At 61.8% G+C, this 17668-nt stretch carries 20 protein-coding genes; 3 read left to right on the forward strand and 17 right to left on the reverse strand.

Annotated elements, in window-relative coordinates; all coding sequences use genetic code 11:
• Positions 1-75: 75 nt before the first annotated feature.
• From K3727_16700 to K3727_16740, 9 genes are read right to left on the reverse strand one after another with little or no spacing between them, the layout of a single operon-like run.
• On the reverse strand, positions 76-3354 hold the full coding sequence (locus K3727_16700; GenBank protein UWQ90399.1) for a VWA domain-containing protein: 3279 nt from the start codon (positions 3352-3354) through the stop codon (positions 76-78).
• Positions 3347-3571, reverse strand: coding sequence for a hypothetical protein (locus K3727_16705; GenBank protein ID UWQ93429.1), 225 nt, complete (start codon positions 3569-3571; stop codon positions 3347-3349). Before K3727_16705 ends, K3727_16700 begins: the two co-directional genes overlap by 8 nt.
• Before the next feature lie 44 nt (positions 3572-3615).
• Entirely contained in the window at positions 3616-3864 is a 249-nt protein-coding gene (locus K3727_16710; protein UWQ90400.1) for a hypothetical protein, read from the reverse strand.
• A gap of 12 nt (positions 3865-3876) precedes the next feature.
• Complete coding sequence (locus K3727_16715) at positions 3877-4725, reverse strand: phage BR0599 family protein (protein UWQ90401.1); 849 nt, start codon at positions 4723-4725, stop codon at positions 3877-3879.
• Complete coding sequence (locus K3727_16720) at positions 4722-6407, reverse strand: VWA domain-containing protein (GenBank protein UWQ90402.1); 1686 nt, start codon at positions 6405-6407, stop codon at positions 4722-4724. The genes K3727_16715 and K3727_16720 overlap by 4 nt, the downstream gene beginning before the upstream one ends.
• Positions 6397-8895, reverse strand: a complete 2499-nt coding sequence (locus K3727_16725; protein UWQ90403.1) for a phage tail tape measure protein — start codon at positions 8893-8895, stop codon at positions 6397-6399. Before K3727_16725 ends, K3727_16720 begins: the two co-directional genes overlap by 11 nt.
• Complete coding sequence (locus K3727_16730; protein ID UWQ93430.1) at positions 8888-9109, reverse strand: hypothetical protein; 222 nt, start codon at positions 9107-9109, stop codon at positions 8888-8890. The genes K3727_16725 and K3727_16730 overlap by 8 nt, the downstream gene beginning before the upstream one ends.
• Positions 9106-9555, reverse strand: a complete 450-nt coding sequence (locus tag K3727_16735) for a hypothetical protein (GenBank protein ID UWQ90404.1) — start codon at positions 9553-9555, stop codon at positions 9106-9108. Before K3727_16735 ends, K3727_16730 begins: the two co-directional genes overlap by 4 nt.
• Positions 9556-9559: 4 nt before the next feature.
• A complete protein-coding gene (locus tag K3727_16740; GenBank protein UWQ90405.1) occupies positions 9560-10498 on the reverse strand; it encodes a hypothetical protein in 939 nt (312 codons plus the stop codon).
• 102 nt (positions 10499-10600) lie between these two features.
• On the opposite strand from K3727_16740, the gene K3727_16745 reads away from it, so the two are divergent.
• Complete coding sequence (locus tag K3727_16745; GenBank protein UWQ90406.1) at positions 10601-10972, forward strand: polymer-forming cytoskeletal protein; 372 nt, start codon at positions 10601-10603, stop codon at positions 10970-10972.
• A 19-nt stretch (positions 10973-10991) separates the two neighbouring features.
• Here the strand turns inward: K3727_16745 and K3727_16750 are convergent, their stop codons facing one another.
• On the reverse strand, positions 10992-11411 hold the full coding sequence (locus K3727_16750) for an acyl-CoA transferase (GenBank protein ID UWQ90407.1): 420 nt from the start codon (positions 11409-11411) through the stop codon (positions 10992-10994).
• A gap of 87 nt (positions 11412-11498) precedes the next feature.
• On the opposite strand from K3727_16750, the gene K3727_16755 reads away from it, so the two are divergent.
• Entirely contained in the window at positions 11499-11783 is a 285-nt protein-coding gene (locus K3727_16755; protein UWQ90408.1) for a ribbon-helix-helix protein, CopG family, read from the forward strand.
• Positions 11771-12061 (forward strand): type II toxin-antitoxin system RelE/ParE family toxin, encoded by a 291-nt coding sequence (locus K3727_16760; GenBank protein UWQ90409.1) that lies wholly within the window; start codon positions 11771-11773, stop codon positions 12059-12061. The genes K3727_16755 and K3727_16760 overlap by 13 nt, the downstream gene beginning before the upstream one ends.
• 15 nt (positions 12062-12076) lie before the next feature.
• On the opposite strand, the gene K3727_16765 is transcribed toward K3727_16760, so the two are convergent.
• The 7 genes from K3727_16765 to K3727_16795 are packed head-to-tail and all read right to left on the reverse strand — an operon-like array spanning position 12077 to position 17668.
• Positions 12077-12706, reverse strand: a complete 630-nt coding sequence (locus K3727_16765) for a hypothetical protein (protein UWQ90410.1) — start codon at positions 12704-12706, stop codon at positions 12077-12079.
• Positions 12703-13017, reverse strand: coding sequence for a hypothetical protein (locus K3727_16770; GenBank protein ID UWQ90411.1), 315 nt, complete (start codon positions 13015-13017; stop codon positions 12703-12705). Before K3727_16770 ends, K3727_16765 begins: the two co-directional genes overlap by 4 nt.
• 11 nt (positions 13018-13028) lie before the next feature.
• On the reverse strand, positions 13029-14051 hold the full coding sequence (locus K3727_16775; protein UWQ90412.1) for a major capsid protein: 1023 nt from the start codon (positions 14049-14051) through the stop codon (positions 13029-13031).
• Positions 14052-14089: 38 nt separating this feature from the next.
• On the reverse strand, positions 14090-14470 hold the full coding sequence (locus tag K3727_16780) for a head decoration protein (protein UWQ90413.1): 381 nt from the start codon (positions 14468-14470) through the stop codon (positions 14090-14092).
• A gap of 49 nt (positions 14471-14519) precedes the next feature.
• Positions 14520-15956 carry a S49 family peptidase gene (locus K3727_16785; protein UWQ93431.1) on the reverse strand — a complete coding sequence of 479 codons (1437 nt, stop codon included), beginning with the start codon at positions 15954-15956 and terminating at the stop codon, positions 14520-14522.
• Complete coding sequence (locus tag K3727_16790) at positions 15956-17452, reverse strand: phage portal protein (protein UWQ90414.1); 1497 nt, start codon at positions 17450-17452, stop codon at positions 15956-15958. The genes K3727_16785 and K3727_16790 overlap by 1 nt, the downstream gene beginning before the upstream one ends.
• A gap of 3 nt (positions 17453-17455) precedes the next feature.
• A complete protein-coding gene (locus K3727_16795) occupies positions 17456-17668 on the reverse strand; it encodes a hypothetical protein (protein UWQ90415.1) in 213 nt (70 codons plus the stop codon).

The raw sequence follows: 17668 nt of genomic DNA on the forward strand, positions 1-17668 counted from the left end.
CCTGTCAATGATGGGGGCACAGGCGAAAATTGCGTGCGGGTTTGCTGGTCTCAGGCCACGCTTGAGGGTTTGCCTCTACGGCAGCATCTCGATCACCAATTCCTGAGCGCTGATGCCCATCTCCGGGGCTTCAAAACTGAGGATCATGTGCTGATGCAGCAAATCGATGCCCGGACCGGTGAAACCCAGGATCAGATCCTGCCAGGCCACATCGACGCCGGGGCCGGAGAACAGGATCGCCAATTCCTGATCAGTGATCTGAACCTTGCCACCGATGAGAACCCGGTACTCGCGAAAGGCGCGATCCTCATATCCGTCCCGCACAGCACGTAGGCGGATGGCGGCCATCTCAACCCCGATTGGCGGTTGCGGATAGTCGGCATCGGTGAGGGTGAGCGAAGTTGCCTGTGCTGCATTGATCACGGCGGCCGCAGGCTCCAACGTCGCACCTGTCGCTGTATCGACCCAGTGAATGCGGACCTCATAGGCAACCCCCGGTTCGGGTCCGATGTCGGGTCCGGTGTAGTCATCAAACACGCTGCTGGTCTGGGCCAGCCGGTCGCGATGCGCCCAGCTTAGCGCTGCTTCGGTGCCCGACAGCATCTGCACAAACAACCCATCGCCGCGGAAATTCCCCGGCGGCAGCGGTCGGATCGCCCGGCTGGCCAACACAACCTGATCCGCCGGGGCCTGCGCCAGTGGCAGGGTGCCAAAGCCAGTCTGAGGCAACATCTTCACCGCGATGGTCTCCCCGGCGGCAAACTGGGTTGCGGTGGCATTGGCCATGTGCTGCCAGCAGATCACCGGCGTTCCCGCGAGATGGTTCATGGGAAGTGTATCAAGACATCCGCGCCCGACAGTGAGAGAGGTGGCGCTGATCCCATCGATGCGAACAAACTCGCCGCCGATGGCGGCCAGGGTTCCGGTGGTCAGGTCCTCAAGTCCGGTCCAGTCGCTAACGGCAAGCACCCGCTCGGTCGGATCGTCGGTGACATCAGCGGCCAAAACTGCCGTTGGCACAAACTCCACCGGCTCTTCCGGGGCGTATCCTGTTCCCGGATCGATCCAGACCTGCGTTGACAGCGCGTCCGATGACGGGCGCTCGCCAGAAGCAATCAGAACCCCGGTATCGGGATCCTCTGCAAGCAAGGTATCGGCCTGCGTATGCCCCAATTCCTGTACCAGCATCCAATACGGCGCTTCCTGCACAATGCGGCGCGACAGCGGTTGCGGCGCTGTAATCAAGGGCACGGGATCACTGGTCTCGCCGCCAATCAGCGCGGTTTCCCCGAGTGAAAACACATCCTCAACGATGCGCAGGCGAACACCATTGGCGCGCCCGTCGCCGTGATCGATCTCAACCACCCGAACCACGAGCGCGTCGAGACCTTTGCGGTCACTGTCCAGAATAATGACATCGCCTGGATCAAGATCAGACCCGGCGCGTGACACAGTGATCTCGCCAGACAGCAACGGGGCCGACAATCCGCGCAGATCCCGTTCCGCCACGCGCACGGCGAGGCTTTCAAACCGGATGCCGGGATAATCCACCGTCGTACTGATCACCTGACCCATCAGCTGTACCAGCGCCGTATCAGTCACACTGACCGAGCCGGTCTGATCGGTGCGCGCATCGGAAAACTTCACCGTGACGCTGTTGATCTGATCAGCCGCCTCGCGTCGGCCGAGCTCACCCCAGTCGACAACGTTGCTTTCGTCAAAAATTGGCAGGGTCGCGGGATCAAAATCATCGCGAATGAGGCGCAACTCCCAGCGACCGGAGCGGCGATCGACATAGAGATAGGCATCAATGTGGCTCAGAATGTCGGCGATGAAATCCTCGATGGTGGATTCTCGCTGCCAGAGCAGCGAAAGACCAAAACCCTCGGTGAAGAGCGTATCAGCCGCACCGTTGAAGCTGGCACCGATATCCGCATCGCCATATCCCAGCCCCCAGGCGGAGTTGGTCAGGCATTCGCGGACGATATGGGCCGGATTCATGTCCGGGCCACGCCCGAAGGCAGCGCGTACCGAGGCGACCAGCGCGTCCGCGTCGCCCGCTGGCACCACCGGAACGCCGTCCACCGGCGTATTGTCCAATTGCGCCGTGGCGCTGATATCTGACAGGGCGATATTGAAAGCAAAGACATCGACAGCGGAAATACCGGCCAGCGTTGCTTTCGCCGTCTCCAGCGATGAAGCCGGACTTGGCGCACCATCCGTCACGAAGATCAGGACCCGGCGTTTGCTACCAGCGCCAGCAAAGAAGGCACTGGCCTGACTAACCGCCGCCCCGAAGTTGGTGCCAAAAGCGGTGGCGGTGGAAAGCCCATCGACCCAGGACTTCAGCTCGCCGTAAGCGACTGCATCTGCGTTCCGTCGGGTAATGCTGCCGGTGATGGTGGCGTTGTAGGTGACGATCTCAATGTCATTCAGCGCATTGGCATTGTCACTGATCTCGCCGATCAGGGTCGAGACTGCGGCCATCTGGGCGGCCATACGGGCACCTGACATGGAGCCCGAGGTATCCATGGCGATGTAGATCGCCGCATCGCCAATGCGCGCGGCGGCAATGATCTGGGCTTTTTCGGGGTACCATTGCTCCGTCCCGTCCTCAGCCGCAAGAACCCGGGTCAGCCGCACCGCCCATGGTTTGAGGTAGGGGTTGAGCCCGAGATAGACCTGCCGCAACACCAGCGAGCAAAGTCCACGATAGCCCGGCACGTTTGCCCCGGCGCGGGCGGCAAGATAGTCGTTCTGGCCCTGGGAGGGCTCTCCCATCAGCACGTCGATGTCGCCGACAATACCACCTTCGCGGCTTTCCCCGCCAAACAAGTCCGGTTTGTTGATCCGGATCTGGTTAGTGACGGGAGCCTCAGCCTCGGGTTCTGGCGCAGGTGCTTCAACGGGATCGGCAGAGGTGAAGGTGACAGACTGGAGGGCAAAGGACACAGTCCGAGGATCGACCAGCAAGGTGGTCAGCCCGCCCTCGCCATCATTGGCGATAGAGCGCACAGTGACAATGAGGCTGGTGCCATCGGTCTGCAGTTCCAACTTCAGGGCTTGTCCAATGCTGAGACCTGTCGGCGCACCCGGACCCTGGATCATCACCATGGACCAAGTGCCTTTCTCGTCGGCAGGAAATCCCGAAACGCTGTTGAATGTCCCAAAGCTCTGAACGGCCCCAACGCCGGTACCAGCGACTGGTGCAGCCCCTTCTCCGATCGACCAAGCGGTTTTATCATCAACGAGGATTTCCCGGATGGCATCGACCGGGCCATGACAGAGCGCCAGATGCGCGCCAAGCGAATAGCGATATCCAACCGTCTGGGTGCTTGAGGACCGGCTACCCATCGCAACTGTCCTCTCTTGCCATGCGGGCCTCTCTAGCCATACGTGCCCGGGCTTGAGCGATCACCCGCATTGCCAGCGCATCGCCTGTGGTTTCCAGCGTCTCTGCTTCGATGCCATTGGCGAGAAAATCCTGCCAGCTGAACCCGTGCCGGGCCAGCCAGGGTCGTGCGCCCTGAAAACAGAGCTTTGCGGCGCGCAGGTCCTGAACAGTCACGATGGTCTTTGGCTCTGTGATCTTCGGTGTTGTGGCATCCTGTTCGTTCACTTCTTGCCTCCGGATTTGCGGATCGGATCGACCTTGAGATCACCTGCCCAGACCACGTTTGGCCCGCGCAGCAGCACGGTGCCGAACACCACCGGGATGGGGCGGCCTTCCTCGGCGGTGGGCAGGTTGAAATCATCCAGTCCTGCCGCTTTTGGTGGTGTGGTCTTCGGCTTTGGGGACAGCGCATAGGAGATCGCCGTCAGCACCAGGCTGACGACGATCTGGACGATGAAATTCCAGACCATAAGAAATGTGCCTCAGATTATGCTGGAGCCGCCGAAGGGATTGCGGCCCGGGATGTCGGGGAAACCGCCGAAGTTCAGCAGGTTGGCGAATTTGGCATCACAGGTGTCGCGACGCAGATCGCAGCCGGGTGCGATATCGATGGCCGGGGTGATGATTGGATCGTCAATCGCGGCCTCAAGATCCGGCATGCGCCCCGCAAGTGTGAGGGTAGTGCCCGTGTGCCCGGTGATGAACCCCAGAAGACCGCTGTGGCGCAGCACGCCACCGCGATACCAGCCATTTGGTTGGGATGCGGCCTCGGGAACAGTGACCTGCAATCCGGCCCGGGAGGTGGCTGTGCCTGCAACAAAGAAGGTCTCGATGTCCAGCCGACAGCCCCCGGCATAGAGCGCATGGCGACACAGGCGCTGGTACTTGGCGCGTACGCCCTCGCGGCGCATGGCCGTAAACAGGGATTCGCAACGCAGGATGATACGTGGACCTTCGGTGCGGGCTGACACCACCCGGCCTTTCCAGTGCGCCACAACTTCCATGGGCACCTGTTCGTGGCCGCGAAAGATCGTCAGCGTGGTGACTGCCCGGCTGCGGGGGCCAAGATAACGGCGCGCGAAGGGATCGGAGATCGGGAAGGTAAGGCTCAGATCAACCCGGCGCGGATCGCTGCTTTGCACGACGGGACCGTGTGACAGCGCAGATGCTGTCCATACTGTCTCGCTTAGCTCCCCGGCAATCGCACCCACCGGAGCAACCCAGTCAGTCGCCCGGCTGCTGAACCGCCACAGAGCTGACCCTTCGGCGAAAAGGTAGAGGAAATACGGCCGACCCTCGGCGGTCGAGGTCTCCAACTGATCATAGCTCATACAAGCACCTCGATCACGGTGGCGCTCATCGCGGTTCGGGTTGCGCTGTGCTCCAACTCAATCCGGTCGGTATCGAGGCGCATCTTTGTCAGAACATGCACCGGGGTGTCAGCCGGGATATCAACACCCGGCGGCACCATGGTGAGCCGATGCCCCAGTGCCTCAAAGCTGGCCGCAGTGACCTGCCGGAATATTCCGCCGGTGGGCATATCGATCATGACGTGACGATTGATCCAGGTCGCGAGGTCGAATGTCGGGGCGACGATCAGAAAATCATCATCCGCCAAAACGTCGGCCTGCAGCACCAGTTCCCGGCCCCATGTGGGCAGCCAGAAACTCCGTTGCCGTCCGCACAATGAATGCAACCATCGCCGCCGCGACCAAGCAATCTGTCGACCATAATCCAAAAACGTGAGTGTCGAACGGCGCTGCAGATAGGCGCGCGTGGGCTCGATGACAATCGGTCCAAAACCGTTGTCGATCGTCTCGATAGTCTGAGCGATGGTGTCGCGCAGCGGCTGGCGCAGCACAGTTGGATCGATCAGCACATCGCGCCCGAGATAAATGGGCAGACCGGTGAACGCTCTGCGCAAGGATGAGAGCAGCGTGTCTATGTCCCCTGGTGCGATGACGGGCACGCCATCCTCCGGCGTGTTGTCCAGCAGGGCGGTGAAGCTGGTGTCGGTAAGGCCGATGTTGAAGCCAAACACTTCGACGTCGGAAATGCTGCCAAGCGTTGTTATGGCCGGGTTCACCGAAGCAGCCGGATAGGGCTCGCCGTCGGTGAGGAACAGGATAACCCGCCGTTTGGCACCCGCACCGGCAAAGAAGGCCTCAGCCTCGCTCACCGCCACCCCGAAATCCGTCCCGCCACCCAGAGCACCCTGCGCGGTCAGCCAGTTAGCGATGTCCGCAAAATCCGCCGTATCCGCATCGCGGCGCAGGATCATATCCCCGACTGCCCCGTGCCAGGTCAGGATGCAGATATCGTTCCGGACCGCGGGTGGTACGGTCAAGCCGAGGTCGGCAATCAGGGCCTGCACGGCGGCAATGGCTCCAGTCATCGCAGCACCCGACATTGAATATGAGTTGTCGATGGCGATATAAATCGCCGCACCGGAAATCCCCGACAAATCGGCGCTATCAAGCAGGTGGAAACTGGCGGTGACAATGCCCTGACCCTGACGGCGGCGTTCGATCTCCACCGGCGCAGTCAGAACTGCCCGGCGCACCGGTGCCACGATGGCATGGGTCAGGTTGACCCCGACTGGTGCAACAAGTTCCAGACGATCCGAGAATACCTGCGCTACTTCCACCAGATAAGTCTCGCCACCATCGCTTGCCAGTGCCGCAAACCCCGGGCCACGGTAATCGGCATCGCGGGTAACCATCGGAATTGTCGTGTCCGTTTCCAGCACGGTGATCCCCGGCGAGGTTGCCATGGCCCAGAGCGGCACCAGCCATTCATCAGCAAATCCCGACCGTGCCAGTTCCGCCGCCCTTGCCATCCCATCTGCGCCCAGCAGATGGCGACAGGTCAGTGTCTCGCGCGGTGTGGGGCGCAGAGCGATGCGCTGCTCTCCCTCCCGGCTGGCAAGAACGTCCGTGCGCCATTCCAGAACTTCACTGCCCGGCTGGCGCGCCGGGAAGGACCAGAGTGTTGGAGCGGGGTCAGGCAGCAAGACCGCCCCGGTTGCGCCGGATCACGTTGATGATGGCGCGTTCCCCGGCTGGCGTAGCAAGGTAATCTCCGACAATGCCCGGATCGAGCACGTTGATGATCCGCGTGGCGGCCGGTTCGGGTTGCGGCGCATTACCTCCATCGACCCCCAGCCGACCACCCGGGCCGCGGCGCAGCGGCAGGATGGCTTCGGGCCCGGCTTCGCCCATCAACCCGATGCCTTTGGAGAACGGAAACACTGTTGGCTGATTAACAACACCGCCGCGGGCAAAGGCTGTGATCTCGCCTGCCTGGCCGAAGGCGCCACCCTGTGCAAACAAAGCGCCCCCGCCACCGAACAGCCCGCCAATGGCTTTGGTGAGAAATCCAAAGATGCCACCGCCGCCGGTACCACCACCTTTGCCGCCGCCAAAACCACCACTGAGTGCTTTGAACAGCGCGTCTTCGATCGGCTTGAAGGCAGTGTCGATCAACCGGTTGGCGAGGTTCTGCGCAATGCCGGACACAGCGCCTGCGAATGTCTGCCAGCTGATTTCGCCGGACTTCAATGCTTCTTTCAGTGGACCGGTGATGTCATCGGCAATGCCGCGGGCCATTTCCTTGGTGCGCTCAATTGCCATTTTGGCACCCTCCCAGGCTTGCCTGGCAACGTCCGCTGCACCTTTGAGGGCACCACCTGCACTCCCGGCGGCAGAAGTCGTGTCATCAAGGGCCGGGTTGGTGCCGGTCTCCGTCAAGGCGGTGTTCAGTTGATCCGCTGCAGCCGTGGCGGCATTGAGCGCATTTGCGCCGTCTTCACCACTGCCTCTGACGGCATCCTTCAGAGCCTGCCAGCTGGCCAGCGGCGCTGTTGCGCCCGCTGCAAGCTCTGCGGAAACGGCGCTATAAGCCTCAGCAGCGTTCCGCGCTTCATTTGCACCGCTGGCCAGTCCAAGATCGGGAACAGATAGTGGATTATCCGCAAACGCGCGGTCAAAAGCTTCCTTCGCCACCGTGCCCGCGCGCCCGGCTGCACCGGCAAAGCGGTTCTGGATCTCGCCAAGATCCAGATCACCCAGGATGGTGATGCGACGTTCTGATCCCAGGGCTTCGAGCCCGGTGTTGATGCCTTTGATAAATCCGTTGATCCGGGCAACCACGCCGTTGAGCATACTCTCCACACCTTCAATCAGGCTGTTGGCTGCCTGGAATGCCAGATCACCAATCGCAGCAGGCAGCAGACCCCAGATTGAGGTGATTGCCTGGTATGCGCCTTCAAATGTATTGGCTGCCGTGTTGCCAAACCCGACAACGCTCTCAATCGCGCTTTGCATGCCACTGGCCGCGTCGGCCTTGATCCCGGCAAACATTGCCGTGGCGGCAGCACCTGCGGAGGCGGTTCCCAACTTCAGCCGGTCCCAGGCTTCACCGACAACATCCCGGAGCAAACCCATGGCGTTGCCAAAGCCACCCGCACCGGAGACCAGTTTTGTGAACTGATGTACCAGCTCACCCGCGCCGACGATCAGGGCGCCGATGCCGGTGCGAATGAGCGCGCCGCGCAGAACCACCAGCGTTGTGGCAAGACCACGCACGGACAGGGCAGCCGCGGCCAGTCCGGCAACCCAGCGTCCTGCCATCATGGCAGCGAAGGTGGCGGCGTAAGTGGTAAGGCGGCCGAGATTGTCGAACAACCCCCGGATGGCGATGCCGATCGGCCCTGTGCTGCGCGCCATGGACGCCATCGCGTTTGCCACTGCTTCCAGCGCCGGGGCTGCAGCCACCGCCAGCTGGTTCGACACCCCGCGCCAGATCAGGCCTAGCCGGGAGATCGCGTCATTAGTGCGTTCGATCTGGTCCGCATCCTGTTCGGAAACGACCACACCGAAATCCCGCACATCATCCGTGGCCTGTCGCAATACGCCCGTATCAATGCGCGACATTGCAATGCTGCCTTCCTCGCCGAAGAGCTGACCTGCAAGTGCGGCGCGTTCGGCCACTGGTACGAAGGCGTCGATAGCTGCGTTGATTGCACCGACGCGCTCATCCAGCGGCAGAGCCATCAGATCCTTGGCGGACAGGCCCAACTGATCCAGTGCCTTTGCCGCCGGACCAGTGCCGGATGCGGCCTGGCTCAGCCGCCGGGTCAGGTCCTTGGTGGCCTGTTCCACACCTGACATGGACACACCGGCCAGATCGCCCGCGCGCTCCAGCACCTGAATGCTCGCAACCGTAGTGCCCAGCGATTGCGCCAGCTTGGCCTGCGCATCCACCGTTTGCAGGCCGGAGCGGATCATCGCGACGCCAGCGGCAACGGCCGCTGCGGCGGCTGCTGCTGCCATTACCTTTGCCTTGCGGGCGAACCCTGCCATTCGCGCATTGGCGGCTTCCATTTCGCGCGACAGACGCCCCATGCCTTTGGCACCGGCCTCACCAATACCCTCAAGCTCGGCGCGCACCTGTCGTCCGCCAACCGCCGCCAGACGAACAGACACCCGTTTCTCAGCCATTTCTTACACCTTCAATCTGTTCATTGGCCTTGCGCACCATCACGGCTTCAATTCCGGGCAGCAGTTCTGCGGCAACCAGCCTGTTCACGCCCAGCGCCTCTGCCAGCATCATTGCGGCACCAAGATCCCAGCCCAGAACTGTGCCGGGGATTACACGCAGCTGGCCGCCAAGACGGCCCACCAGATCCCAGATCTGCCAGCCCTCAAAGGTCAGGGGTTGGTTTTGCTTTGCCGGACAGTCCGGGCAGCTGCCTTCGCACGCGCCGCAGTAGTTTGCGCCCCCGCCGAACTCCCATTCGGCAAGGGCGCAGAGACGTTTTTTTCCGCGTCCAGCAGCAACCCCTTGCTGACATAATCCGTCTGGAAGGCTTCAAAGATCGGCCAGATCTCCAAAAGCGCATCAATCCCCTCCGGGCTGACAGCGACGGTATTGCCCTCCGCATCCCCAACACCCTCCCAGTCCAGCACCGCCCGGCGCGCCACGGCTTTCGCCATGGCCAGCGCCAGTTCTTCGGTGCTGGCGCTCTCGGGAAGACCTTCGACGGCGGGATCGGCGCGGGCCGAGACCATCAGCGCTGTGGTCAGCGGGGCCAGAAGCAGGCGGACACCGGGAGCGAGAGTCAGCCAGGTGGGTGTGTTGGTAAGGTTGAGTGTCAGCATGGGATCAATAGACCTCGATATCATTGACAAGGGTGGCGGTGCACATGCGGCCCAGCACCGGATCGCGGGCCGCCTGCCAATCGAAACTGGCCTGCACACCCTGTGGTCCGGAAATCTCGATCCGCGGGCGCGGCAGATAGACCGCGTGCACCGTGAAGGTGAGGCCTTCGCCGGAGGGGAGCGTGTAGGCGAACTCGAACGTGCAGGGATCACCATTCAGTGCTTGTGTCACCAGCGTCTGATCGGCAAAGCGCACTTCGATCCGGCCGGTGAGGGCAGCAATGGAGGGATCAGCACCATCAATGCGGCCGTCCGAGCGGATGGTCTCGATCCGGTCGAGATTGTTGGCATAGGTGATCTCGGCCGAGACCACATTGCCCAGCGCGGACCCGTCGCGGGTAATCGCGCCGTTGAAATGACCAAACCGCTTTAGCGCAAGATCGGCTGGTGTGCCGACCCCGCTGGCAGCTCCTACGGTCTCGCCCTGAGCAATCAGACGTGCGGTTGCGGTCAGCAGCCCCGAGCGTTGCACCTGCCAGCTGAGCTGATCCAGCACGCAGCCGGAATAGAGCGCATAGCGGGGCACCTCCGGCATGCCGGTCTCTATCGTGAGGCTTGGCAGGGTCCAGTTGCCCGACTGAAACACATGGGTCCAGGGGCCGGTACCGGTGGTGACCGGATCGCCGAATGTCGCCTTCAGCCAGAACCCGAAGGCTTCAGCATCAATCGGCACCACCACATCGCCATCCGCAGTCACCGCGTCCTTGATCGGGGCCAGCGGATCGCGGCCATAGCCCAGCAACTCCGAGTTCAGCAGCGGCTGTTCAGCCCCCAGCGATGTGCTGGCAAACGGCATCCGGGTGTAACCGCCCACCGGGGCGGTGCCATAAATCGTCTCGAATGCAAGCGCCATCTGCGCCCGTGCCCCCTGGGCTCGTGCCATGTTAGTATCTCCTTTTGCATGCTTGGTGCTGTCTGGTTAGGGTTGGTCCGGCCCGGGTTGTGCCTGCGCGACAGGGCCCGCCCAAATGATCGGATTTAGAAAATGTCGAACCCCACACCGAGTGATGCCCAATCCAGCAAGGCGAGCCAGGGTGCGCGATCGCTTCTGAGCGCAGGTTCCAAGATCACCGGCGACCTTGCGTTTCCGGGGCTGGTCGAAGTGCTCGGGCGCATTGATGGTCAGCTCTCGGCTGACTCTGTTGTGATTGGCGAACAGGGTGAGGTCGAAGGCAGCATCAAGGCAAAGACCATAGCCATCAAGGGCAAGGTCAACGGTGAAATCACCGGAGGCTCCGTTACACTGCACACCGGCGCACATGTCAGCGGGGAGATCACCTATCAACAGCTTGTTGTGGAGACCGGCGCAGCAGTCGATGGTGGCATTCACAAGGCAGAAACTGGCGGGTCAACCTGATCCAGGGAGCGGATCCAATCTAACAGAGCGGATCATCCGTCGAATAGGTCAGAACAATTGGAATGATCCCGGCCTTCAGCGTGGCGGCACCTTCAACTGGCAGATCGACCGGTTTGGGTGCTTCCGGCTCAACCCAGTCGCAGAACCCGCCCAGGGTGTGATCTGTGGCGATGGCGGTGCCGACACTGGCGATCAGCGCGTCGAAACGGACATCCCGATCCGTTCCCTGCACCACAGCTTCGATCTCGACCCGGTGCTGAAAATGATAGCGCAACGGCGACAGTGTCACCTCCGGATTTCCGGGGTCTCCATCGCGCAGGATAAGCAGACCAGCCGAGGGCACGCGTTCAGGCAAAATCTCGCCGCGTAGAGCCGTCGCGGACAGAGTTTGCAGGAGGGCATGCAAGGCCGTGAGGATGGATTCGCGGGGGGTGGGCATTTTCTGGCTCGTGAAGGGTAGTTGCTTCTATCAAGCATAATGATATGCTAATGGTAATACCTCTGAATACCCATGTGGAGTATCCCGATGAATGCTATCCGCCCCGTTGCCGTGAAGCTGGACGAAGACACGCGCGATCGCCTCAAGCGGCTTGCTGAGGCCAGGGACCGGTCCACGCACTGGATGCTGCGTGAAGCGATTGCCCAGTTTGTTGAACGCGAGGAACAGCGCGAGGAATTTCGTCAGGCCGGGCTTCGGGCCTGGAATGATTATCAGGAAACCGGTTTGCACGTTGCGCATGAGGAAGCCGACGCATGGCTGGCAAAACTGGAAGCGGGCGAAGAGGCTGAGATTCCTGAATGCCACAACTGATCTGGTCGCCCGCGGCCCTGAGGGATGTCGAGCGGCTTTATCGGTTTGTGGCTGACAAGAACCCGGTTGCTGCGCGCCGGGCGGTAAAGACCATCCGGGAGGGTATGAATATCCTCGAAACGCAGCCCGCCGCGGGAAGACCCGTGCAGGATATGGACCCGGCGTTTCGCGAATGGTTTATCACGTTTGGCGGCAGTGGGTATGTTGCGCTTTACCGCCTTGAAGGTGAGCGAGCCGTCATTCTGGCCGTTCGCCATCAACGTGAAGCGGGTTATTGATCGCTTTTCCATTGTTCAGACTTTTCCGTCAACCCATTTCGCCACAATCAATCCCGGAATACTGTCCGCCGCCCGCATTGCATCGCGTGCCAGATCCAGCCGTTTTGCCAGTTTCACCTGCGACACCAGAATGAAGATCGGTGCGCTCACCACGCCGCGCCCGGTTTTTGAGCGCGACCGCACGGCTTTTCCGCGGGTGTTCAACCGGGATTCAGCCACCAGCAGGCTGGGGTGATTGCGCCGATATATGAAGCGCAACCGTAGGCCTGAGCGCTGCTCCCATTCGCCCGGTGTGATCCGCCCGCCGCGCCTGGATTTGCCTGCGGCGTCGGTCGGGATCGCCAGCCAGAAGCCATGGCGGGACCGGATCAGGGGTCCGGTGTCATGGGCGTTGATGACCTTCGGAGCTTTTGACCAGATGAGTGCTGCCGCATTCAGGCTGGGTTCCCGCTTGGGATAGAACTCTGATCGGATGCTTCTGGCCAACCGCCGCCCCAATCCCGCTCCGATGATCTGATCGCGCCAGTCGGATTTCAGGCTGGTGCCTGCCTCGCGCATGGCCGCGCTGACAGCCTTTTCACCGGCAAGGATTTCGGCCTGCATCAGGGTTACGATGTCTGGGTCGATGTCGAGCTTCAGCTTCATGACGGTCGCAGATCCAGCGCCCAGATCAGCCGCTCTGAGTCACGCGTAGGTTCTCCCTGAATGACAAAGCTGTCGGTGCCAAGAATGATCAGATCGCCTGGTTGCGGATTGGGAAGTTCACTGACACGCACATCCACGGTAGTGGTATCACTGAGAATGCGCGCAGCCCCAAACTCGGTGATGTGATCCGGCGCACGGCGAATGATCCGGATCGGGCGCTCTTCTGATGTGCTGCCCGATATCCAGACCGCCGCCGCCGCCATGTTGGTGTCTGCAAAGATACGCTCCATGGCGGTCGCAAAGGCATTCACGGAAACGCTCGTCAGTTCGAGCTGTGCAGGCGGATGGCCAGACGGGGGCGTTTGTTCACCGGCAGCACCGAGGCTTCGGTCATCAGATCAATCCAGCGGCCCTTTTCATCGAGATGCTGGCGGGCATAGAGCGGCAGGCCAACCGTGTTGGCGGCCTCCAGAAGGTTGGCAGGTCCGCCATAGGTGGTGAACGTGTCAAACGTGCCCAGCGGAAAGGCAATGCCTTCGCCTGCCGGGATCAAACGCTCGGAGGTGCCATCTGAGAGCGTGACGCTGCCATTGTATTCTTCGAACAGGATGCCGCCGAACGGGAAGTTGCGGCGCATATCATCGCGCAGCGGCTGCCCGCCGGTGGCGGAGAAGAACTTGTAAGCGTCGGCCGTCTTGGCATGCGAGATCAACTTGTCAAAGAACTCCGAGCTGACCAGCGCATAGGCATTGGTCATGGTTTCCCCGAGAAGATTGTCTTCGATGCTGCGCAGCACGGTGCGGATCTTGCCCTGGACATTGGTTCCGGCAGTGCCGAGCACGAAGTCCACTGCGATTTGCGCCAGGCCAAACTCGGTGAAGTAATTGTAGAGTGTGGTGCCAGCCCCGTCCTTCACAATACCGCGCAGGGCGTTCATCTCCATATATTCCCTTGTCTGGGCATGCTTGCGCCGCATCAGGGTCAGCTTGCGGTTCATCACCGTGAGCAGCGGATCAGCTGCATCTGATACGCCAATTGCCGGAATGCCCTGAATGTCGGCGGGCAGGATCACATCATCATGCGGAATCCACGGCAGGGCAAAGGAGCGCATCGAGCGGCCCTCGCGGGTGCCGACAGTGGCCGGAGCCCCCAATGGAACCGAGGGCAGCAGACTTAGCACACCTTCATGTTGTTCAATGACAATGCTGCGCTGGGTGACGCCTTCAAAGCGAAACAGGCCGATCTGGGCCAGGCGGGTGTAGAGGTTGGGCAGGATATTGATGGCCTGCGTCATCTCGGCCAGCGAATAGCCGCCAGCGTCAAAGGGATTGCGGGTGATGGTCATGAGGGGCTCCGAGGTATGAGGAGGTGAAGCGGGATGGATCAGGCCGCATCGCGGGCGATGATGCCAAGTGCTGCCAGCTCAGTAATCTTGGTGGTGATTTTGGCCGCATCATCAACCGATGCGTCATAAGCAAGCCCGGCGCGGGAGACGATTGCCGGACCGCGGGTCACGACAATACCGAGGGCATCAGCGAGCGTGGCATCCACCGGGTAGAGCAAAACAGCGGCGGCGGTTTCAGCGCCATCTGTGCCGCCATCGCTGGCCAGCGTGTATTTGCCATTGACGGTGATGCGCCCAAGGACAGAACCGACAGGATAGGTGATGCCCGCCAGCAAGGTGATGGTGTCGCGGGTGTAGTTCGGATTGACCTCATATTTGAGGACATCGCCCATGCTGGGCGGTTGCGTGAGGACGGTCATGGGTCAGGCTCCGTGAGTGTGGAAAGGCATGGGGTGGATTGGAGTGCAATCAGCGGGCGGCGTCGGTTGCAGCTTTGCGGGCGGCGGCAACCAGCGGGCTGTCTTTTGCAGCCGCGGCGGCAGGTGCCGTGGCCACGATCGAGGTCGCGTCACCGCGTGCGGCCAGATCCTCGAGCACCTGGGCGCGCAGGGCGTCAGGCTTGAGCCCGCGGTTCACCGCATCTGACGCATCGATCTGCACCCCAAGCCGGGCGGCTTGAGCGCAGACCTGAGCCACTTCTGCTGCTTCGGCGCGGATGGCATCGGCGGAAATAACCGGGGTGGGTGCTGGAATGGCGGCTGCCGGGGCGGCTGGTAGTGCCACCGGTTCAGGGGATTTTGGTTGCGCCGAAGACGGTGGCGCTGTGGTAAACGGCAAGGCCGTCTCTGTTTTTGCCTGCGATGTTTCCGGTTGCGACGCGGATACTTCGGTTTCCGTTTCATCGGCGGGTTCTGTGGTTGGGTTCATGGACGTCTCCTTTCGGGATTGCGGGGTGAGCGTGCGTGATGGCAGGGGCGGAACCGGGATGGTGTCGGGATGGTTCAGGGATTCCGCGAAGGCCTGGAATGCACTGCGGGGATCTGCGACAGCGTCGGCCAGTCCGGCGGCGACGGCCTCAGCGCCATGCAATACTGCGGCTTCGGTATCCAGTGCCGCATGTACATCCAGCCGGTTGCCGCGTCCGGCGGCGACGGTTTGGGCAAACAGGGTTCTCAGGCCTTCAAGTTCGGATTGCATTCGCGCCTGCACAGGTTTGGGCAGAGGCTCATAGGGATTGGCATCGGTCTTGTGTGTGCCCGCGTGCACCAGCGTGACGGTGATACCTTTCTGCTCCAGCATGCCGCTCATTTCGGTGTGCAGGCTTACGACACCAATGCTGCCAACAGCACCGGTGCGCGGCAGGGTGATGTGATCTGCCTGGGCGGCGAGCACATAACCCGCCGAGAGCGCATGCTCGACCACAAAGGCACGTACCGGTTTAATCTCTCTTGCCGCACGAATGCGATCAGCGAGATCAAATGCCCCGGCAACCTCGCCGCCAAAGCTGTCAATCTCCAGGGCAATGCCCAGCACGGCCGGATCAGCAACGGCCGCTTCGATCTGCGCGGTGATACCCTCATTGGAGGTCAGTCCCGAGGATTGCCCGATCCAGGCGCCGCGATGCACCAGAGTTCCGGCGATTTCGATCACGGCAATGCCATCGATCAGAAGGAACGGATGGTTTCCCTGATCGCCGTCACGTTCCGTGAGGTTTCCGCCGATCAGCGATGTTTGGGCAGGCAAGCCAGCGCGTACAACATCAGTCTCAGCCAGATCGCTCCCCTGGAAGATGATCTCCTGCCCGGCAATCCGGGGTCCCAGCCCGGAGAGAAAGGCCAGGGCTTTGGAGGGCTCCACCATAAGGGGTGTGTTAAACGCGCGCTGCGCAATCCGGGCGTGATGCATCATTTCTCTGCCTCGCTGTCAGACCGGCGTTTGCTGGCCTCCTGATCAGAGTCCTCCGCTTCCCCTTCGGTGTCGTCGCTCTGCGTGCCACCCTGACCAGGGGCCTGCGCGGGCGATCCCGGGCGGCGGAAGTCCAGACCCAAGGCCTGTTCGCGGTTGCGTTCAGCCGCAATCTCCCGCTCGACCTGTTCGGCGTCATAGCCGCGTTCAGACAGCGCCTGGGTGCGGGATTTGAGGCCCGCTTCGATCTGCAGGATTTCAGCTGAGGCGTCCTTCATCGGATCCACCCAGTCCCATTTGGTGGGCAGCCACATGCAGGCCTGGTACTGACGCCGTTTTGCGTCATAGCCCGGCAACTCCAGTGCCCCGGACAGCACTGCCATATCCATCCAGCGCATCCAGACCGCCCGGCACATCTGATAAACCAGCACGCCATGCTGCCAGGCCGAGATGCGGCGGCGAAAATCCACCAGCGAGATGCGGGTATTGGAGAAGTTGCCCTTTGCCGTATCGTTGGTCAGATAGCCATAAGGGATGCCCAGCGCTGCCGAGATCTGCAGCAGGGTGCGGTATTGAAACGGCTCATAGGTGGAGCCGGAATCCGGAGTGGTCGGGGTGGAGACATCCTCGCCCGGATCGAGCCGCACCACTTGGCCGGGTTCGACCTCCAGATCCTCGTCGGCCGGTTCCAGCGGGGTTTCCGGCGCAGGCGACGTGATAAACATCGCGAACATCGCCGCGGTCTTTTTGCGCTCGAGCTCTGCATCATCATAAAGGTCCAGCGTGAACAGCTTGACGATGGCCGGGGTAAAGCGGGAGACGCCGCGCAACTGGCCCGCCTCAACCGGATCGATGATGTGGATGATGTCTGACGCAGGAACGCGGACAGTTTCACCGGCAAGACCCGGATCGGTCATATCACCGGGGTGGCGGCGCAGGAAATGATAGGCAACGCGCCTGCCAATGGCGTTGAACTCAATGCCCTGCCGGATCAGCCCGGTGCCGGGCAACTCGCGGTTCATGGCAAGCGGCAGCATTTCTGAAGGCAGCATCTGCAATTGCAGCGGTACGCTCAGCCCGTCTGATGCTCGCCGGGGTCGGATACGCAGGAACACTTCGCCTGCCAGAAACACTTCGCGGGTGGCGCGGCGCTGCAGCCCGTAGAAATCGGTCAGCCCTTCGGCGTCGGCCTCATCGGTCCAGGCCAGCCACAGGGATTGCAGCTTTTCTTTTAGGACCGCATCGGCAATCGACGAGGACGGCTTGATCCCGTCACCGACCACGTTGCAGGCAAAGGACTCAACCGCGTTTGCGGCATAGCCATTGTTACGTACCAGCCAGCGGGCCCGGGCGGTGATGGTCTCTCCAGCCCCGGCAATCAGCGTGTTCACATGGGCACGCGAGGCGCGGAACCCTCGCAGGCGGCGATGCATCTGCGCGCCGTCAAAGCCGCCGATCACCGCGCCCAGCCGCTGGCGGAACCCTTCAATCCCCACGCGTCAGAGCCCCTTGGTCGCCACGGTGCCCCAGCGGCGGCGGCGTGGGGACCCACCGGCCGAGGCAATCCGGCCCTCAAGATCGGTAATCGCCGCGGCCATTTCAGCGTCCGAGCCATAGGTGACGCTGCGCCCGTCATAGCTGATCGAGCGGACCCCGGCGTAGCGTGCCTCCTGCAGCGCGCTCAGCAGGGTGCGCATTCTGTCGAGTTCCAT

The organism is Rhodobacteraceae bacterium M382 (genome assembly GCA_025141015.1).
Classification (GTDB): Bacteria; Pseudomonadota; Alphaproteobacteria; order Rhodobacterales; family Rhodobacteraceae; genus Aliisedimentitalea; species Aliisedimentitalea scapharcae.